Here is a 15,899-nt window from a genome sequence, read left to right as displayed (position 1 = left end):
ATGTGGCTCAGCAGCCTATCGCTGCGAGCACATTTGCTGTGAACAAAATCGTACGCTGCGTGCACGTAATTAGTAGCTACCCTGCGGAGCCGCTGTCGCGTGGCCAAGCGTGGTCAGCAGGCTTGCCAGCAGACTGGATGCGCCAAAGCGAAAATGCTGTGCCGTCGCCCATTCCGCGCCCATGATATCGTCCGCTAGTTGCAGGTAGATGGCGGCATCTTCCGCGTTACGCACGCCGCCAGCCGCTTTAAAGCCGACATGCTCGCCTACACCTTTATCGTGGATCGTCTTCAGCATGATCGCCGCGCTTTCTGGCGTCGCGTTCACCGGCACTTTACCGGTTGAGGTTTTAATGAAATCGGCACCCGCATCAATAGCAATCTCGCTCGCCTGACGGATCAGCGCTTCCTGTTTCAGCTCGCCCGTCTCGATGATCACCTTCAGCAGCACGTGGGCATCCTGACACACGGCTTTACATGCCTGCACCAGCTCAAAACCGATTTGCGCATTGCCTGCGATCAGCGCGCGGTAAGGGAATACGACATCAACTTCATCAACGCCGTAGGCGATTGCCGCCTTGGTTTCAGCAACAGCAATTGCTACATCATCATTGCCATGCGGGAAGTTGGTCACCGTCGCGATGCGGATATCCGGCGTCCCCTGCTCACGCAGGATTTTTTTCGCCAGAGGGATAAAACGTGGATAGATACAGATAGCAGCCGTTTTTCCAGCCGAGCTGTTCGCCTGACGGCAGAGCGCCGTCACTTTTTCATCCGTATCATCCTCATTCAGCGTGGTTAAATCCATCAGCGCCAGCGCACGTTGCGCGGCAGTGGTCAGCTTGGTCATACAACACTCCAACTCGTCAGCCGGTCTAACCGGCCCTGAACATTAACTGGTGCAAAACCAGCACGTTTGGCGAGCGGACTTGGTTCCTTGAAGATAGCGCCCAGGCGAAACAACCTGTAGCGGCACCGAGATCCTTCTCACCGCAATCAGCCTTCCTCTACCCTTCATTCTGTGATTATTTCAACACCGAAAGAAACCTATTTATTCATTAAATAAAAGACGACTCATCAGACATTTGAACACGCCATGCCGGACTATTTTGTGCATTCATTCACACTTGATGTAAGAGAAATGCAATAGATAGTGATTATATGTGATTTTTATCACACATACTTCCCCAGATAAGGTTCATCCGATGAATTAACCGTGACAGCCTTGTCGGCCAAACGATCCCTTTATACCGGGAAAAAGAAGGGGTCAACCACGGGCCACGCGCGGGATAGAAACCGCCTGCTGCGGATGGATACCATGGAGTAAGCATAGCGGTTTTTTCAAAAAACAATCCACACTGCAACAGTAAAAACAACGGTGGCTTGCTACTTCACACAGCGGGATAAGCGCTCTAAACTCCTCCCAATACCACGGCTTTCGAGAAACGACAGACAACGCCATGACTGAACACGCCGAAGATTCTCACTGGTATCTGTACATACTGCGCACGGTCGCAGGGGCGCTGTACACGGGTATCACAACGGATGTCAGCCGACGCCTGAATCAGCATCAAACGGGAAAAGGGGCAAAAGCGCTGCGGGGAAAAGGCGAGTTAGCGCTGGTGTTTCACTGTCTGGTGGGCAATCGCTCAGATGCCCTGAAACTGGAATATCGCATTAAGCAATTGAGCAAAAAACAAAAAGAAAGGCTGGTACAAGACCAGCCCAAGACGCTATGCATTTCAGACAAAATGTATTGATGCGCTATCGGCTAACGAATCACGTTAGAGAAAGCGGTTAAACGGTTCGGCGTATTCCACCAGCCCGCTCGCGCTTTCAAACCCGCTTTCTCCCTCAGAATGCCCTTCACCGACAACATGATTATCCGCCAGCGGGTAAACCTGAAAAGCCGATTCACTGTCTGGCCAGCGGCAGTGCAACTGATGTTCTGTAGCCGGAACGAAACCAAAGCGAGAATAGTACGTTGGCTCACCCAGTACGACAACGGCGGTATAGCTAAATTCATTCAGCGCATCCAGCCCTTCGTAGACCAGCTTCTCCCCCACGCCCTGCCGACGCAGGCTTTCGTCTACCGCCAACGGCGCAAGCGCCACCCACTGGCGATCCTCACCGTCGATCAGCACCGGGCTGAATGCCGCGTAGCCCACCACACCACCTTCATCGTCAGTCGCCACAACGCCGAGCGTCAATAAGCCATCTTCACGCAGTTGGTGAACCAGATCCGCTTCTGCGCACGTTGGAAAAGCACGGCGCAATAAATTATCGATCCCTGCGGCATCAACGGGAATTTCAACCCGAACTAGCATGATACTGGCGCGTGGTTCGCTGGTTGCACTGCGCCCTCCTGTAAGCCAGCTTCAACAAAGTTCGCCAGTTGCAGCAGGCCAATGCGCAGCGGCGCAGGCATAGATTCCAGCTCAATAGCGTCCATCAGATTCTTCACATACAAACCTAATTCGGTATCGCCCTCAATGCGCAAACGACGCTGGAAAAAGAGCGTATCGGGATCTTCTTTACGCGCGGCGATCAAAATCAGATCGTTCGCGTCTGCACTGAAGCTGACATCCGGCGTCTCAGCATCGCTCACGACCAAACGGCCATCGCGCAGGGTCATAAACCACTGCAAGCCGACATCACGCACCTCAATTTTCAGCCAGCGGCTTTCGAGAAATGCCAGATCGCCCTCTTCCAGCGCCTGACGGAACTGCCAGCCCAACATCTGTTCCAAAACCTGACGCTGTAGCGCAAAGGGGGTGAACTTGAGTGGCTTACCTAATAAGCTCGGCCCCTGACGCACAATCTGCGCTCGTAGTTTTTCCAACACTGGCGTACTCCTCTTAAAGCAATCTGACTGTTCAGATAATCTGCAAACATTTTGCCACATCCACCGCACGCGGCAGAGGTCTATGTCAATAATTTAGTCGGTTATCCGATTATGCCCAACAGATTTTGTCCTTGCGCGACGATTAGCACCATAAACTGCCTTAAATCAAAGTCCTTACCGATTTGGTTAATTAAGATTCCCAATCGTTAACAACATTCATCGACTGATAAAAAATCGCTTACGTCGACCCGCAAGGGTGGCAGGCAGAACGCCCGTCATAAACGCGATCGTCAGTCTGAACATCATTGATCGTACCGAGCCGCTACGGCTCCAAAGGGATTAATGAAGGATTGTGTATGGAACTGCTTTGCCCCGCTGGCAACCTGCCGGCACTGAAAGCTGCCATCGATAATGGCGCAGATGCGGTCTATATCGGCCTGAAAGATGACACCAACGCACGTCATTTTGCCGGGCTGAACTTTACCGATAAGAAGCTACAGGAAGCTCGCGAGTACGTGCACCGCCACCGGCGTAAGCTGCATATCGCCATCAATACGTTTGCGCACCCGGACGGCTATCAGCGCTGGCAGCGTGCCGTGGACATGGCTGCGCAAATCGGGGCTGACGTGCTGATCCTCGCCGATCTCGCCATGCTGGAATATGCCGCTGAGCGCTATCCCAACATCGAGCGTCACGTGTCAGTGCAGGCTTCCGCGACAAACACCGAAGCGATCCGTTTCTATCATCGCCATTTCGATGTCTCACGCGTCGTGCTACCTCGCGTGCTGTCTATTCATCAGGTGAAACAAATCGCCCGCACTAGCCCCGTGCCACTCGAAGTGTTCGCCTTCGGCAGCCTGTGCATCATGGCGGAAGGCCGTTGCTATCTCTCTTCTTATCTGACCGGTGAATCACCGAATACAGTGGGTGCCTGCTCACCAGCGCGATTTGTACGCTGGCAGCAGACGGAAAACGGCATGGAATCGCGCCTGAATGACATTCTTATCGACCGCTATCAGGACGATGAAAACGCCGGTTATCCCACGCTGTGTAAAGGGCGTTATTTAGTCGATGGACAGCGCTACCATGCACTGGAAGAACCAACCAGCCTGAACACGCTGGAGCTGCTGCCTGAATTGATGGCCGCCAATATTGCCTCCGTGAAGATAGAGGGCCGCCAACGTAGCCCAGCCTACGTCAGCCAGATTACGCAGGTATGGCGACAGGCGATCGATCGCTGTCGTGCCAATCCCGAGACATTCGTTCCCACTCAAGCCTGGATGGATGCGTTAGGCGCGGTGGCAGAAGGCACGCAAACCACGCTCGGCGCTTATCACCGTAAATGGCAGTAGCAGGAGAACACATGAAATACGCATTAGGGAATATTCTCTACTATTGGCCGAAAGAGGACGTTGAGGCGTTTTATCAGGCAGCGGTGAGCAGCAGCGCCGATATCATTTATCTCGGCGAAACAGTGTGCAGCAAGCGCCGCCTGATGAAGGTGGCAGACTGGTTCAACGTTGCCCGCGAGGTTGCTAACAGCGGTAAACAGGTGGTGATCTCTACGCTCGCGCTCTTACAGGCTCCATCTGAACTTACCGAGCTAAAACGCTATGTGGATAACGGCGAGTTCTTGCTGGAAGCGAACGATCTGGGCACCGTTAATATCGCCGCCGAACGCAATTTGCCGTTTGTCGCCGGACACGCGCTCAACTGCTACAACGCTTACACCCTGCGAGTCCTTCATAAACAAGGCATGGTGCGCTGGTGTATGCCGGTCGAGCTTTCCCGAGACTGGCTGCAAAACTTACTGAATCAGTGTGACGAGCTTGGCTTTCGCCATCAGTTTGAAGTGGAAGTGCTCAGCTATGGCCATTTACCGCTAGCCTATTCCGCCCGCTGCTTCACCGCACGTTCAGAAGATCGGCCAAAAGATGAATGCGAAACCTGCTGCCTCAGCTATCCACAAGGCAGAAAAATGCTGTCGCAGGAGAATCAGCAGGTCTTTGTCCTCAACGGCATCCAGACGCAAAGCGGCTATTGCTACAACCTCGGCAACGAACTGACGTCAATGCAGGATCTGGTCGATATTGTCCGGCTATCCCCAAACGATATCAGCACTCCGGCGATGCTGGATAAATTCCGCGCTAACGAACAAGGCAATGCGCCATTAACGCTGGAAAATCAATCGGATTGCAACGGCTACTGGCGTCGCGTCGCTGGCCTTGAGCTCGTTCAATAACTCATTTGCTATCAGGGCGGTCAGCCGCCCTTCCTTCCTAAACGCACCTTTTGAATTACATAGCACTGCAACATTCCCTCATACTGCTCTGACTTTCATCATTGACTGACGGCGTTAGCATCCACCGAATGGGTGGAGTCAGTGAACAACAAAGTGAGCCATATTATGTCTACACCTTCTCAATCCGCCGTGTTTTCCGTCCTCGATCTTGCGCCTATTCCGCAAGGTGCGACAGCACATGACGCCTTCCATCGCTCGCTGGATCTGGCGCAGCATACAGAAAAATGGGGCTATCACCGTTATTGGCTGGCGGAACACCACAGCATGACAGGTATCGCCAGCGCGGCGACTTCGGTGCTACTCGGCTATCTTGCTTCGGGAACACAGCGCATCCGCCTCGGTTCCGGCGGCGTGATGCTACCGAACCACTCACCACTCGTCATCGCCGAGCAGTTCGGTACGCTGGAATCGCTGTATCCTGGCCGTATCGATTTGGGATTAGGTCGCGCGCCCGGCACCGACCAGCGCACCATGATGGCGCTGCGTCGCCACCTCAATGCCGGTATTGAAGATTTCCCACGCGATGTGCAGGAGCTACAACGCTATTTCGCCGATGCACAGCCGGGCCAGGCAGTGCAGGCCGTCCCGGGACAAGGTCTACACGTTCCGATCTGGCTATTAGGATCGAGCCTGTATAGCGCACAGCTGGCCGCGAGACTGGGTTTACCTTTCTCCTTTGCCGCCCATTTCGCCCCCGATATGTTGCTGGAAGCATTCCGCCTCTACCGTGAAAACTTTGTCCCTTCAGCCACCCACGCCAAGCCCTACGCGATGGTTTGCGTCAATGTGGTTGCGGCCGATAGCGATCGGGATGCACGTTTCCTCTTCACCTCGATGCAGCAGCAGTTCATCAATCTGCGCCGTGGCACGCCGGGCCCGCTGCCCGCCCCAGTAGAAAATATCGACACGGTCGGATCGCCTGCCGAGCAGTTTGGGGCAGAGCAAGCACTGCGGCTGTCGATTGTTGGCGATAGCGCGAAAGTCCGTCATGGATTGCAGAGCCTTTTGCGTGAAACGCAGGCGGATGAAGTGATGATCAATGGCCAAATCTTTGACCATCAGGCGCGAAAAGACTCCTTCGAGCGGATCATGCAGATACGTCAGGACGTGATCGGTTAGCCCCCTCCGCAGGGCCGAGTAGGTGGAGAAAGCATCCCTTCTCCACCTCGGTTATTGCCTGGAGGTTATTTACCGCCTGTGGTGTAAGGCAAGCTGTCAAAGGTGCTCAACCCTTTCTTACTGTACGGGTTGCCTATCCAACGCTCTGATTCACGAAATACAGGGCTAACCAGGCTTTTTTCAGGTTCCTGAAGATCGTAGCTAAGCCCAGCCAAAGTTGACCAGGTATGCAGCAGGTGCGCATTGCTGTATTTCCGATCAACATATGGGGAATAATCGATCGGATGATCTTTCTGCCACTGCGGTGAAGTCCAGAGAATAAACGGCACGGTATACATAGTACGCGTCGGTGCTGTCTCATTTCGCCCCAGCACGTTGTGCGGCGGCGTCTCGTAAACATCTTCACCGTGATCCGAGAAATAGAGCAGGAAGCCATTCGGCTGCGTTTTTTCAAAGGATCGGATCAGCGTTTCAAGAACGTAATCGTTGTACAACTCAGCATTATCGTAGTCGTTATAGACTTCAACATCGTTGTCATTCACGCCGTCAGGAATCCCTTCTCGCCCAACAAATTGAGTCGCCTCTTCCGGATAGCGAAATTTATATTTCATATGAGTGCCTAGCAGGTGCACAACAATAAATTTCTTCTCAGCGGGATCGGCCAGCACCTTTTCAAACGGCGCGAACACCACGTCATCGTATTGCCGCGCGCTTTGCGTGCGCTGATTGTTCATATAGAACTGTTCGTCTGTTTGCTGGGAGAACACCGTCAGTAGCGTATTACGTTTGGTCATCGTCTGCTGATTGGTAATCCAGAACGTTTTGTATCCAGCCTGTTTCATCATGTTCATCAGCGAAGGCTTGCTCAGATAGAGATCCGGTTGCTGCTCATCGGCGAACGTCAGTGCCTGCTGCAAGATTTCAATGGTGTACGGACGTGAGGTCACCACATCGTTGAATACCACCAGATTGGCATCGCTTTTACGCAGTGCATCCAGTCGCGGCGTGGTCTGTCGGCCATAACCATACAGGCTCATACGGCTACTGGTGGTTGATTCACCGATTACCAATACCAGTGTGCGCGGTGTATTGCCGTTCGCATCTTTCAGGTTTGCAAGGGGTGGCAGCGCCGCATTCTGCCTGAGCATTTCAGTCATGCTTCCCAATTGCTGGCGGTACTCTACGTAACCAGCAATGTACTGCCATGGGGCAGTAGTGGACATGCGACTTGCCAGATAGCCGCTGGCTTCTACCAACGTCTGCCCCTCATTGTGCATTTTTTTATAAAGGGGAATACCAAATAGCACCACAACAATTAATGAACAAGCTGTCACTTTATATTTAAGCGGTAAATAAACTGGCCGCAGTTTTCGCCACAGAAACCCAACGATCACCGTATAAAAAAACAATATAGCCAACACTTTCAGACTGAAATATTGGCTTACATACTCGCCAGCTTCTTTACTATTAGACTCGAACATCACAAACATTACGCTTTGTGAGAACTCTTGTTTATAAATCGAGTAATAACCAAGTGCGATCAAGGATGTAGTCCATAATAGAATACCCAATACGCCACTGATGATTCTGGTTCGAGCAGGGAAAACAAAAACGGGGAGCAGCCACAGCAAACTGTAGAGTAGCGAATCACGTAATCCCGTGGTGCCGCTATGTCCGGTCAGAACAATGACAAGCTGTAGTGCGCAGGAGAAAAACCAAAAATAGAGTAAAAGCCATCCGAGCGAGCACCAACTAAAGCGCTCTTTAGCAAAGAGTTCAGACATGTTTAATTCCACACAACGTTGTTATTTTTTATGCAGCGCCAAATGGCACTACTTTAATTAGGTCTTTTTTGATTACACTTCTTTCGGCACCAGAATAAACAACGCCAAAGATCAATATTATCCGTTTAGAACCTGATAAATCTAGCTAATAACTGCAACATTTGGTTTTGACTGGCTGGGAGTGAAGATACCGATAAGCTATCTTGTTCTTCCTACCGAAGACGAGCGAGTAACATGAAGTATCAGCAGTTTACCCCGAGAACGGTGTCGGAAGAAGAGATAAAAGGCTATCAGGACGGCTGAGCAGTACCGCGTAAATGTACTGAGCTTAGGCAGTCATCAAAAGTGTTCGAGATATTAAGAATGGTGACTTAGCATTGCACTTCGGAGTGAATCGTCCCTTAATTATAAAATTAAGATAGACCGGTGAGGTGAGTCACAAAAAAAGCGGTCCATCGTTATCGACAGACCGCTTTTTATAACAAAAACCAAGGGTAAAGATTGCGTAAGGCACCATTTTGTTATTTGAAGCGAAGTGTTTAACTTCACTTCGAACGGTAAGACAATACGCTTATTACCCGATGTTAGTTTTATTGACCAGCGTCAGCAGGACGACGGCGTGGAGCACGCGGTGCAGCTGCAGCTGAATCACGATTAAAAGAACGTTCGCGACGCTCACCGCCGTTAGCGTTACCTTCACGGCGTTCACCACCACCGAAAGAGCGGCGTGGCGCTGCGCCATCACGACGTTCACCGCCTGCCCCCGCAGGACGACCACCACCACGACGTTCTGGCTGTGCGACTGCATCACCCAGCAATTGCATATTCATTGGTTTGTTCAGAATACGCGTGCGGGTGAAGTGTGATAACAGGTCGCCCGGCATACCTTTCGGCAGTTCAATCGTCGAGTGAGACGCGAACAGCTTGATGTTACCGATGTAGCGGCTGCTGATATCACCTTCGTTGGCGATAGCACCAACAATGTGGCGAACTTCAACGCCGTCATCACGACCCACTTCGATACGGTACAGTTGCATCTCACCCGCATCACGACGCTCGCGACGCTGTGGACGGTCACCGTCACGGGGTTCACGGGAATCGCGTGAATCACGAGCATCGCGAGGTTCACGGCGACGATCGCCACGTGAATCACTACGAGACTCATCACGATCGCGGTATTCGCGACGCGGACGGAATGCCGGATCTGGTGGCAGAATCAGAGGACGTTCGCCTTGCGCCATTTTCAGCAGCGCAGCAGCCAGTGTTTCAACATCCAACTCTTCCTGCGGTTGCAGTTTCGTCAGCAGCGCACGGTACATATCCAGATCGCTGCTTTCCAGCTGTTGCTGTACTTTAGCGGCAAATTTAGCCAGACGGCGTTGACCCAGCAATTCTGCATTTGGCAATTCCACTTCAGGAATCGTCAGCTTCATTGTGCGTTCAACGTTGCGCAGCAGGCGGCGTTCACGGTTTTCAACAAACAGCAGTGCGCGACCGGCACGACCTGCACGGCCAGTACGACCAATACGGTGGACGTAAGACTCAGAATCCATTGGGATATCGTAGTTGACGACCAGGCTGATACGCTCAACGTCCAGACCACGCGCCGCAACGTCGGTTGCAATCAGGATATCCAGACGACCATCTTTAAGACGCTCCAGCGTTTGTTCACGCAGCGCCTGATTCATGTCACCGTTCAACGCAGCACTGTTGTAACCACTACGCTCCAGTGCTTCAGCCACTTCCAGCGTCGCGTTTTTGGTACGAACGAAAATAATCGCCGCATCAAAATCTTCCGCTTCGAGGAAACGTACCAGCGCTTCATTTTTACGCATGCCCTGCACAGTCCAGTAGCTCTGGCTGATGTCTGGACGCGTAGTCACGCTTGATTGAATGCGAACTTCCTGCGGATCTTTCATGAAACGACGCGTAATGCGGCGAATCGCTTCCGGCATGGTTGCAGAGAACAGCGCAGTCTGATGCGCGGCAGGGATCTGAGCCATGATGTTTTCAACATCTTCGATGAAGCCCATACGCAGCATTTCATCGGCTTCGTCCAGCACCAAACCACTCAGGTTGGACAGATCCAGCGTACCACGCTTCAGGTGATCCAACAGACGGCCCGGCGTACCAACAACGATCTGTGCTCCACCACGCAAAGCGCGCAGTTGCACGTCATAACGCTGGCCACCGTACAGGGCAACGACGTTAACGCCATGCATATGCTTGGCAAAATCATTACAGGCTTCAGCAACCTGAACAGCCAGTTCGCGGGTTGGAGCCAACACCAACATCTGCGGCGCTTTTAACTCAGGCTTTAAATTATTGAGTAATGGCAGAGCAAAAGCCGCAGTTTTACCACTGCCGGTCTGTGCCATACCCAGCACATCGCGACCGTTCAGCAGGTGGGGAATACATTCAGCCTGAATTGGCGACGGTTTTTCATAGCCCAGATCGGTCAGGGCATTAATAATAGGAGCAGACAGCCCCAAATCGGAAAAAGAAGTAAATAAATCAGTCATGTACACGTGCCTCATTAAACATGGCGGCCAGTCTACATAACTCATCGTGAAAATTTTCAGTCATTTTCATTGAAAAGTGTGAACTGGCTCAAATTGGATTAAAAAGCGAACAAAAAAGCCCTCACCCGTGAAGGTGATAACCGAAGTTTTTTCAGGCTGATTAAGTGTTCGTCAGCTATTGCTGGTCCGATCCTGATAGGTCGTCTTGCTCTTGGCCTAATAGCGCCAATTCCAACAATGCATAGCGGTGCTCAACAAAGTTATGGACGTTGTTGGCAACCGTCAGCTTGAACAGCGCCAAAGCGGTGTTCTTGTCCCCCAGACTTAGGTAGTGCTTACCTAAATAGAAGTCAGTTTCACTGAGATGCTCAGCGAGCGAAGTGTTATCCGTAGCTTCTACCTGTAAACGCTGCATCAGTGTTTTTTCACTGATACTGCCCAGATAGAATTCGACAATGTTCCATCCCCAAGGCCCTTTCTTGGCGTCGTCATAGCGTTTCTTCAACGCAATTTTGGCCGTCTCTGGATTGATTTCTCGCTCCACAAGATACAGCCACAACGAACGGAAAGGATCATTCGGATCGTCTCGATAAAACGCCAGCAGATCATCCTGCGCTAACAGGTAGCGACCGCCATAATACAAAGCGATGCCTCGGTTTAAACGCGCATAATTGTAAGTTGGATCAAGCTCTAGTACAGAATCAAACGCTTCATAGGCAGCATCAAAATTGCCTGCCTGCGTTAAATAGATACCCAAATAGTTAAAAACTTCTGGAATATCAGGGCGGATCGTCAGCGCTTGTGAAAAATCATTCCGCGCCAATGCCCGTAACCCGAGACTATCATACAGCACTCCGCGCTCATATAATAGCTGTGCTCGCTCATCATCGGTTAATGCCCGGCTTGCAAGGATTTGTTCCATTCGTGCCAGGATCACTTCCTGCTGCAAAGTAGGCTGTAACGGAATCGCCAATACTGCGTCTTTACGCCAATCCATGTTGCTGCATCCTGCCAGCATGAGTGCTGTTGCAACATAACACCAGCGCAAGAAAGGCTTCATTTCCCACTCCCGAAGACAAACATTGGATGAACATCCTGTCCCGGACCGCTCAACGCAAGGACATCCGTTCCCTTACGATACACGCAGCACCTTGCCATGATAATCAAGCAAGGTGCCATAAGATCGTTATCTTATTCCTCAGAAGACGGGGCTGCCGCTTCCTGAGTTTGTGCAGTTGCTTCTTTGATGCTTAAGCGCACGCGGCCCTGGCGATCAACCTCCAGAACCTTGACCGGCACTTCCTGACCCATTTGCAGGTAGTCAGTCACTTTCTCTACGCGCTTATCGGCGATCTGAGAAATATGCACCAGGCCTTCTTTGCCGCCGCCAATAGCGACGAAAGCACCAAAATCAACGATGCGGGTAACTTTACCCTGATACACGCGACCGACTTCGATTTCAGCAGTGATCTCTTCAATACGACGAATTGCGTGTTTCGCTTTTTCGCCGTCAGTTGAAGCAATTTTCACAGTACCATCGTCTTCGATTTCAATGGTCGTGCCCGTTTCTTCCGTCAGCGCACGAATCACAGAACCACCTTTACCGATCACGTCTTTAATCTTATCGGTACTGATCTTGATGGTGTGAATACGTGGTGCGAATTCAGAGATATCACCACGCGGTGAGCTGATCGCCTGCTCCATCACACCCAGAATGTGCAAACGTGCACCTTTGGCTTGATTCAAAGCAACCTGCATGATCTCACGGGTAATCCCTTCGATCTTGATATCCATCTGCAGCGCAGTGATACCTTCACGGCTACCGGCAACTTTGAAGTCCATATCGCCCAGGTGGTCTTCGTCACCCAGAATGTCGGACAGAACAACAAAGTTATCGCCTTCTTTCACCAGACCCATCGCGATACCCGCAACGGCTGATTTAATTGGCACACCTGCATCCATCAGTGCCAGAGAAGCACCACAGACAGACGCCATAGAAGAAGAACCGTTGGATTCTGTGATTTCAGACACGACACGCACGGTGTACGGGAATTCGTTCGCCTTAGGCATAACGGCCAACACGCCACGCTTAGCCAGACGACCGTGACCGATTTCACGACGCTTAGGCGAACCTACCATACCCGTTTCACCAACACAGTACGGAGGGAAGTTATAGTGCAGCAGGAAGCGATCGGTACGTTCGCCAGTCAGCTCGTCGATGTTCTGCGCATCACGCTCAGTTCCCAACGTTGCGGTTACCAACGCCTGCGTTTCACCACGAGTGAACAGTGCTGAACCGTGAGTACGCGGCAGTACGCCAGTACGAACATCCAGACCACGAATCATGTCTTTTTCACGGCCATCGATACGCGGCTCGCCAGCCAGCACGCGGCTACGTACGACATTTTTCTCAACGTCACCCAGAATTTCCTGGATATCACCCGCACTCAGGGTCTCGTCTTCAGCCTGCAGAGCAGCAACAACATCCGCTTTGATAACATTAACTTGTGCATAACGCTCTTGTTTTTCAGTGATGCGGTAAGCGTCACCCAGACGTGCTTCGGACAAAGCCTGTACACGCTGCTCTAAAGAAACGTTAACTTCTGGCGCATGCCATTCCCACTTCGGTTTGCCCGCTTCAGCAACCAGTGAGTTGATGTTCTGGATAACGATCTGCTGTTGCTCGTGACCAAACACCACCGCACCCAGCATCTGATCTTCGCTCAGCAGCTCAGCTTCAGATTCCACCATCAGAACCGCGCCTTCTGTACCGGCAACAACCAGATCCAGACGGCTTTCTTTCAGCTCGTCCATCGTTGGGTTCAGGACATACTGGTCGTTCAGGTAACCAACACGTGCAACACCGATAGGGCCGTTGAACGGAATACCAGACAGGCTCAGCGCCGCAGAGGCACCAATCATGGCAACGATGTCAGGGCTAACCTGTGGGTTAACAGAAACAACGGTCGCAATCACCTGAACTTCATTCAGGAAACCTTCTGGGAACAGAGGGCGAATCGGGCGGTCAATCAGACGAGAAGTCAGCGTTTCGCCTTCACTTGGACGGCCTTCACGACGGAAGAAACCACCAGGGAAACGTCCAGCAGCGTAGGTACGCTCCTGATAGTTAACTGTCAACGGGAAGAAACTTTGACCCGGCTTAGCACTTTTAGCGCCTACAACGGTAACGAATACCGCGGTGTCATCCATGCTTACCATCACAGCGGCGGTAGCCTGGCGTGCCATCATACCGGTCTCTAACGTGACGGTATGCTGACCATATTGGAACTTACGAACGATCGGATTCAGCAAAATTATATCCTTAGCTGGGGCGCGCTACACGTATTCAAGATAAACGCGCCGGTGAACTCCCGACCTTTGCACTACATTCTCACGACTAATGACAACCCTTATCTTGCTTATGCAGATAAAGCCTCTCATTAGCCGCGCGAACCTCTGTAATGAAAGATCATATTAACAACAATACACTACTCTGTTTTGCTAACGCTTCCTAGAAGAAAGGGGCCAAAAGAGGCCCCTTCCCACTGAAACACAGAAGACTTAGCGACGCAGACCCAGACGCGCGATCAGACTGGTGTAACGTGCTACATCTTTACGCTTCAGGTAGTCCAGCAGCTTACGACGCTGAGAAACCATACGCAGCAGACCACGACGGCTGTGGTGATCTTTTTTGTGCTCAGAAAAGTGGCCTTGCAGATGGTTGATCTGCGCAGTCAGCAAAGCAACCTGAACTTCAGTAGAACCACTATCGTTAGTGCCACGACCGAAGTCTGCTACGATTTTAGCTTTAGCTTCAACACTTAGAGACATTGTAATACTCCAAACATTATAGATAAAAAAACAGGCGCCGATCTCTAATTCAGCCACCCAATAGTCAAGCCGCGCTATTCTACCCTCAGCGTTCTGCGATAGCAAGGCAGCAACGGGCGGGTTTACACTGGAAACTCAACAACCAAACGACGCGGCGCAACGCGGCCATCGCTGTCGATTTCACCCATCCCAATAAATTTGTGCTCGTCACCTTCGGTGATTCTCACCATGCCGTCCAATGGCGTATTCGCGGCCTGAACCGCTTGCCCCAGTTTCAAATAGCCAGCAACAACCGGCGTCAAATTCACTTCGGGAAAATCAATAACTGGGCTTTCCATCGGCATGAGCAGCGGATCGAGACTCAGCGAAAGTGGGTCTTCTTGTGTTTGAGCCTGCTCGGCCAAAGCCGCTAACTGCTCCAACGTCACCATTCTTTCAGTAGGATACGTAGCAACCTGCAAACGACGCAGATAAATCACATGTGCACCACAGCCCAGCTTTTCGCCCAGATCGTCAATGATGGTACGGATGTACGTCCCTTTCGAGCAGTGAATCTCTAGCTCCAGTTCATCACCTTCCCAGCGAATGAACTGCAGTTCGTAAACGGTGATTTCACGTGCTTCACGTGGAACCGTCAGCCCCTGACGGGCATACTCATACAGCTTGCGCCCTTGGTATTTCAGCGCCGAGTACATGGACGGCACTTGCTGCGTGGTGCCACGAAAGCCTTCCAGCGCCTGATCCAAATCCGTAGCAGAAAAACCAATCGCCCGCTCTTCAATCACGTTACCATCGGCATCAGAGGTGTCGGTCCGTTGCCCAAGGCGAGCAATAACACGGTAGCGCTTATCAGAATCCAGCAAATACTGGGAAAACTTCGTCGCTTCCCCAAGACAAATCGGCAGCATACCGGTTGCTAATGGATCCAACGCCCCCGTATGGCCCGCTCTGTTCGCGTTAAAAATCCGTTTTACCTTCTGCAAAACATCATTAGACGACACGCCCTGTGGCTTATCTAATAACAATACGCCGTGTACATCACGGCCACGGCGGCGAGGACGACTCATTAATCCTCCTGATCTTCGCCCGTAACAGGACGACGTTCCGTATCGTTTCTGACCACATTGGTCACCAGATTGGACATTCTCATCCCTTCAACCAATGAGTTGTCGTAGGAGAAGGTCAATTCTGGAACAACACGCAGGCGCATTGCCTTGCCAATCAGCTTACGGATAAAGCCAGACGCATCTTGCAGTGCTTTTATTGCTATTTGAACTTGCTCTGGTTCGTTATCATTCAGGAAGGTCACAAAAACCTTGGCATACGCCAGATCGCGAGACACTTCCACACCGGAGACAGTCGCCATGCCGATGCGCGGATCTTTCACTTCACGCTGAATAATAATGGCGATTTCTTTTTGCATTTCCTGCGCGACGCGCTGGGTGCGGCTGAATTCTTTTGCCATGATAAATCCTCAAGTAAAAATCGGGGGGCACT

At 51.6% G+C, this 15,899-nt stretch carries 15 protein-coding genes; 4 read left to right on the top strand and 11 right to left on the bottom strand.

Going from position 1 to position 15,899, the window contains the following annotated elements; translation table 11 throughout:
• Window positions 1-69 precede the first annotated feature (69 nt).
• Window positions 70-849 (bottom strand): deoxyribose-phosphate aldolase, encoded by a 780-nt coding sequence (deoC, locus tag LOZ86_RS03940; RefSeq protein WP_039485941.1) that lies wholly within the window; start codon window positions 847-849, stop codon window positions 70-72.
• 610 nt (window positions 850-1,459) lie between these two features.
• On the opposite strand from deoC, the gene LOZ86_RS03935 reads away from it, so the two are divergent.
• Window positions 1,460-1,759 carry a GIY-YIG nuclease family protein gene (locus LOZ86_RS03935; protein ID WP_039485943.1) on the top strand — a complete coding sequence of 100 codons (300 nt, stop codon included), beginning with the start codon at window positions 1,460-1,462 and terminating at the stop codon, window positions 1,757-1,759.
• A gap of 24 nt (window positions 1,760-1,783) precedes the next feature.
• Here LOZ86_RS03935 and LOZ86_RS03930 read toward each other — a convergent pair whose 3' ends face one another.
• Entirely contained in the window at window positions 1,784-2,326 is a 543-nt protein-coding gene (locus LOZ86_RS03930; RefSeq protein WP_039513441.1) for a GNAT family N-acetyltransferase, read from the bottom strand.
• The gene (gene ubiT / locus LOZ86_RS03925; RefSeq protein ID WP_039485946.1) at window positions 2,320-2,844 is read right to left on the bottom strand and encodes a ubiquinone anaerobic biosynthesis accessory factor UbiT; all 525 of its coding nucleotides are present in this window, start codon (window positions 2,842-2,844) and stop codon (window positions 2,320-2,322) included. The genes LOZ86_RS03930 and ubiT overlap by 7 nt, the downstream gene beginning before the upstream one ends.
• 356 nt (window positions 2,845-3,200) lie before the next feature.
• On the opposite strand from ubiT, the gene ubiU reads away from it, so the two are divergent.
• The 3 genes from ubiU to LOZ86_RS03910 all read left to right on the top strand — a co-directional run bounded on the left by ubiU (window position 3,201) and on the right by LOZ86_RS03910 (window position 6,265).
• The gene (gene ubiU, locus LOZ86_RS03920) at window positions 3,201-4,196 is read left to right on the top strand and encodes a ubiquinone anaerobic biosynthesis protein UbiU (RefSeq protein ID WP_039485947.1); all 996 of its coding nucleotides are present in this window, start codon (window positions 3,201-3,203) and stop codon (window positions 4,194-4,196) included.
• A gap of 11 nt (window positions 4,197-4,207) precedes the next feature.
• Window positions 4,208-5,086, top strand: a complete 879-nt coding sequence (locus LOZ86_RS03915) for a U32 family peptidase (RefSeq protein WP_039485949.1) — start codon at window positions 4,208-4,210, stop codon at window positions 5,084-5,086.
• Window positions 5,087-5,251: 165 nt separating this feature from the next.
• Entirely contained in the window at window positions 5,252-6,265 is a 1,014-nt protein-coding gene (locus LOZ86_RS03910) for a luciferase-like monooxygenase (RefSeq protein ID WP_039485982.1), read from the top strand.
• Between the two features lie 65 nt (window positions 6,266-6,330).
• Here the strand turns inward: LOZ86_RS03910 and cptA are convergent, their stop codons facing one another.
• The 8 genes from cptA to rbfA form a co-directional block, all read right to left on the bottom strand.
• The gene (cptA, locus tag LOZ86_RS03905; protein ID WP_039485950.1) at window positions 6,331-8,049 is read right to left on the bottom strand and encodes a phosphoethanolamine transferase CptA; all 1,719 of its coding nucleotides are present in this window, start codon (window positions 8,047-8,049) and stop codon (window positions 6,331-6,333) included.
• Between the two features lie 590 nt (window positions 8,050-8,639).
• The gene (locus LOZ86_RS03900) at window positions 8,640-10,571 is read right to left on the bottom strand and encodes a DEAD/DEAH family ATP-dependent RNA helicase (RefSeq protein ID WP_039485952.1); all 1,932 of its coding nucleotides are present in this window, start codon (window positions 10,569-10,571) and stop codon (window positions 8,640-8,642) included.
• Entirely contained in the window at window positions 10,564-10,635 is a 72-nt protein-coding gene (gene yrbN / locus LOZ86_RS21475; RefSeq protein WP_223193433.1) for a protein YrbN, read from the bottom strand. Before yrbN ends, LOZ86_RS03900 begins: the two co-directional genes overlap by 8 nt.
• Window positions 10,636-10,746: 111 nt before the next feature.
• Complete coding sequence (nlpI, locus tag LOZ86_RS03895) at window positions 10,747-11,631, bottom strand: lipoprotein NlpI (RefSeq protein ID WP_039485954.1); 885 nt, start codon at window positions 11,629-11,631, stop codon at window positions 10,747-10,749.
• Window positions 11,632-11,762: 131 nt separating this feature from the next.
• Entirely contained in the window at window positions 11,763-13,883 is a 2,121-nt protein-coding gene (gene pnp, locus LOZ86_RS03890; RefSeq protein WP_101781482.1) for a polyribonucleotide nucleotidyltransferase, read from the bottom strand.
• A 249-nt stretch (window positions 13,884-14,132) separates the two neighbouring features.
• Window positions 14,133-14,402, bottom strand: coding sequence for a 30S ribosomal protein S15 (rpsO, locus tag LOZ86_RS03885; RefSeq protein WP_005971532.1), 270 nt, complete (start codon window positions 14,400-14,402; stop codon window positions 14,133-14,135).
• A gap of 122 nt (window positions 14,403-14,524) precedes the next feature.
• The gene (gene truB, locus LOZ86_RS03880) at window positions 14,525-15,469 is read right to left on the bottom strand and encodes a tRNA pseudouridine(55) synthase TruB (RefSeq protein ID WP_039485960.1); all 945 of its coding nucleotides are present in this window, start codon (window positions 15,467-15,469) and stop codon (window positions 14,525-14,527) included.
• Window positions 15,469-15,867, bottom strand: a complete 399-nt coding sequence (gene rbfA, locus LOZ86_RS03875) for a 30S ribosome-binding factor RbfA (protein WP_039485963.1) — start codon at window positions 15,865-15,867, stop codon at window positions 15,469-15,471. The genes truB and rbfA overlap by 1 nt, the downstream gene beginning before the upstream one ends.
• Between the last annotated feature and the right edge of the window lie 32 nt (window positions 15,868-15,899).

The organism is Pectobacterium parvum (assembly GCF_020971565.1).
Taxonomy (GTDB): domain Bacteria; phylum Pseudomonadota; class Gammaproteobacteria; order Enterobacterales; family Enterobacteriaceae; genus Pectobacterium; species Pectobacterium polare.
This window is presented reverse-complemented; position numbering and strand designations above follow the sequence as displayed.

Coding starts and splice junctions, on each gene's coding strand:
- deoC (WP_039485941.1), bottom strand. CDS start 849: ATGACCAAGCTGACCACTGCCGCGCAACGTGCGCTGGCGCTGATGGAT.
- LOZ86_RS03915 (WP_039485949.1), top strand. CDS start 4,208: ATGAAATACGCATTAGGGAATATTCTCTACTATTGGCCGAAAGAGGAC.
- rbfA (WP_039485963.1), bottom strand. CDS start 15,867: ATGGCAAAAGAATTCAGCCGCACCCAGCGCGTCGCGCAGGAAATGCAA.
- LOZ86_RS03900 (WP_039485952.1), bottom strand. CDS start 10,571: ATGACTGATTTATTTACTTCTTTTTCCGATTTGGGGCTGTCTGCTCCT.
- ubiU (WP_039485947.1), top strand. CDS start 3,201: ATGGAACTGCTTTGCCCCGCTGGCAACCTGCCGGCACTGAAAGCTGCC.
- cptA (WP_039485950.1), bottom strand. CDS start 8,049: ATGTCTGAACTCTTTGCTAAAGAGCGCTTTAGTTGGTGCTCGCTCGGA.
- rpsO (WP_005971532.1), bottom strand. CDS start 14,402: ATGTCTCTAAGTGTTGAAGCTAAAGCTAAAATCGTAGCAGACTTCGGT.
- truB (WP_039485960.1), bottom strand. CDS start 15,469: ATGAGTCGTCCTCGCCGCCGTGGCCGTGATGTACACGGCGTATTGTTA.
- LOZ86_RS03930 (WP_039513441.1), bottom strand. CDS start 2,326: ATGCTAGTTCGGGTTGAAATTCCCGTTGATGCCGCAGGGATCGATAAT.
- LOZ86_RS03910 (WP_039485982.1), top strand. CDS start 5,252: ATGTCTACACCTTCTCAATCCGCCGTGTTTTCCGTCCTCGATCTTGCG.
- LOZ86_RS03935 (WP_039485943.1), top strand. CDS start 1,460: ATGACTGAACACGCCGAAGATTCTCACTGGTATCTGTACATACTGCGC.
- nlpI (WP_039485954.1), bottom strand. CDS start 11,631: ATGAAGCCTTTCTTGCGCTGGTGTTATGTTGCAACAGCACTCATGCTG.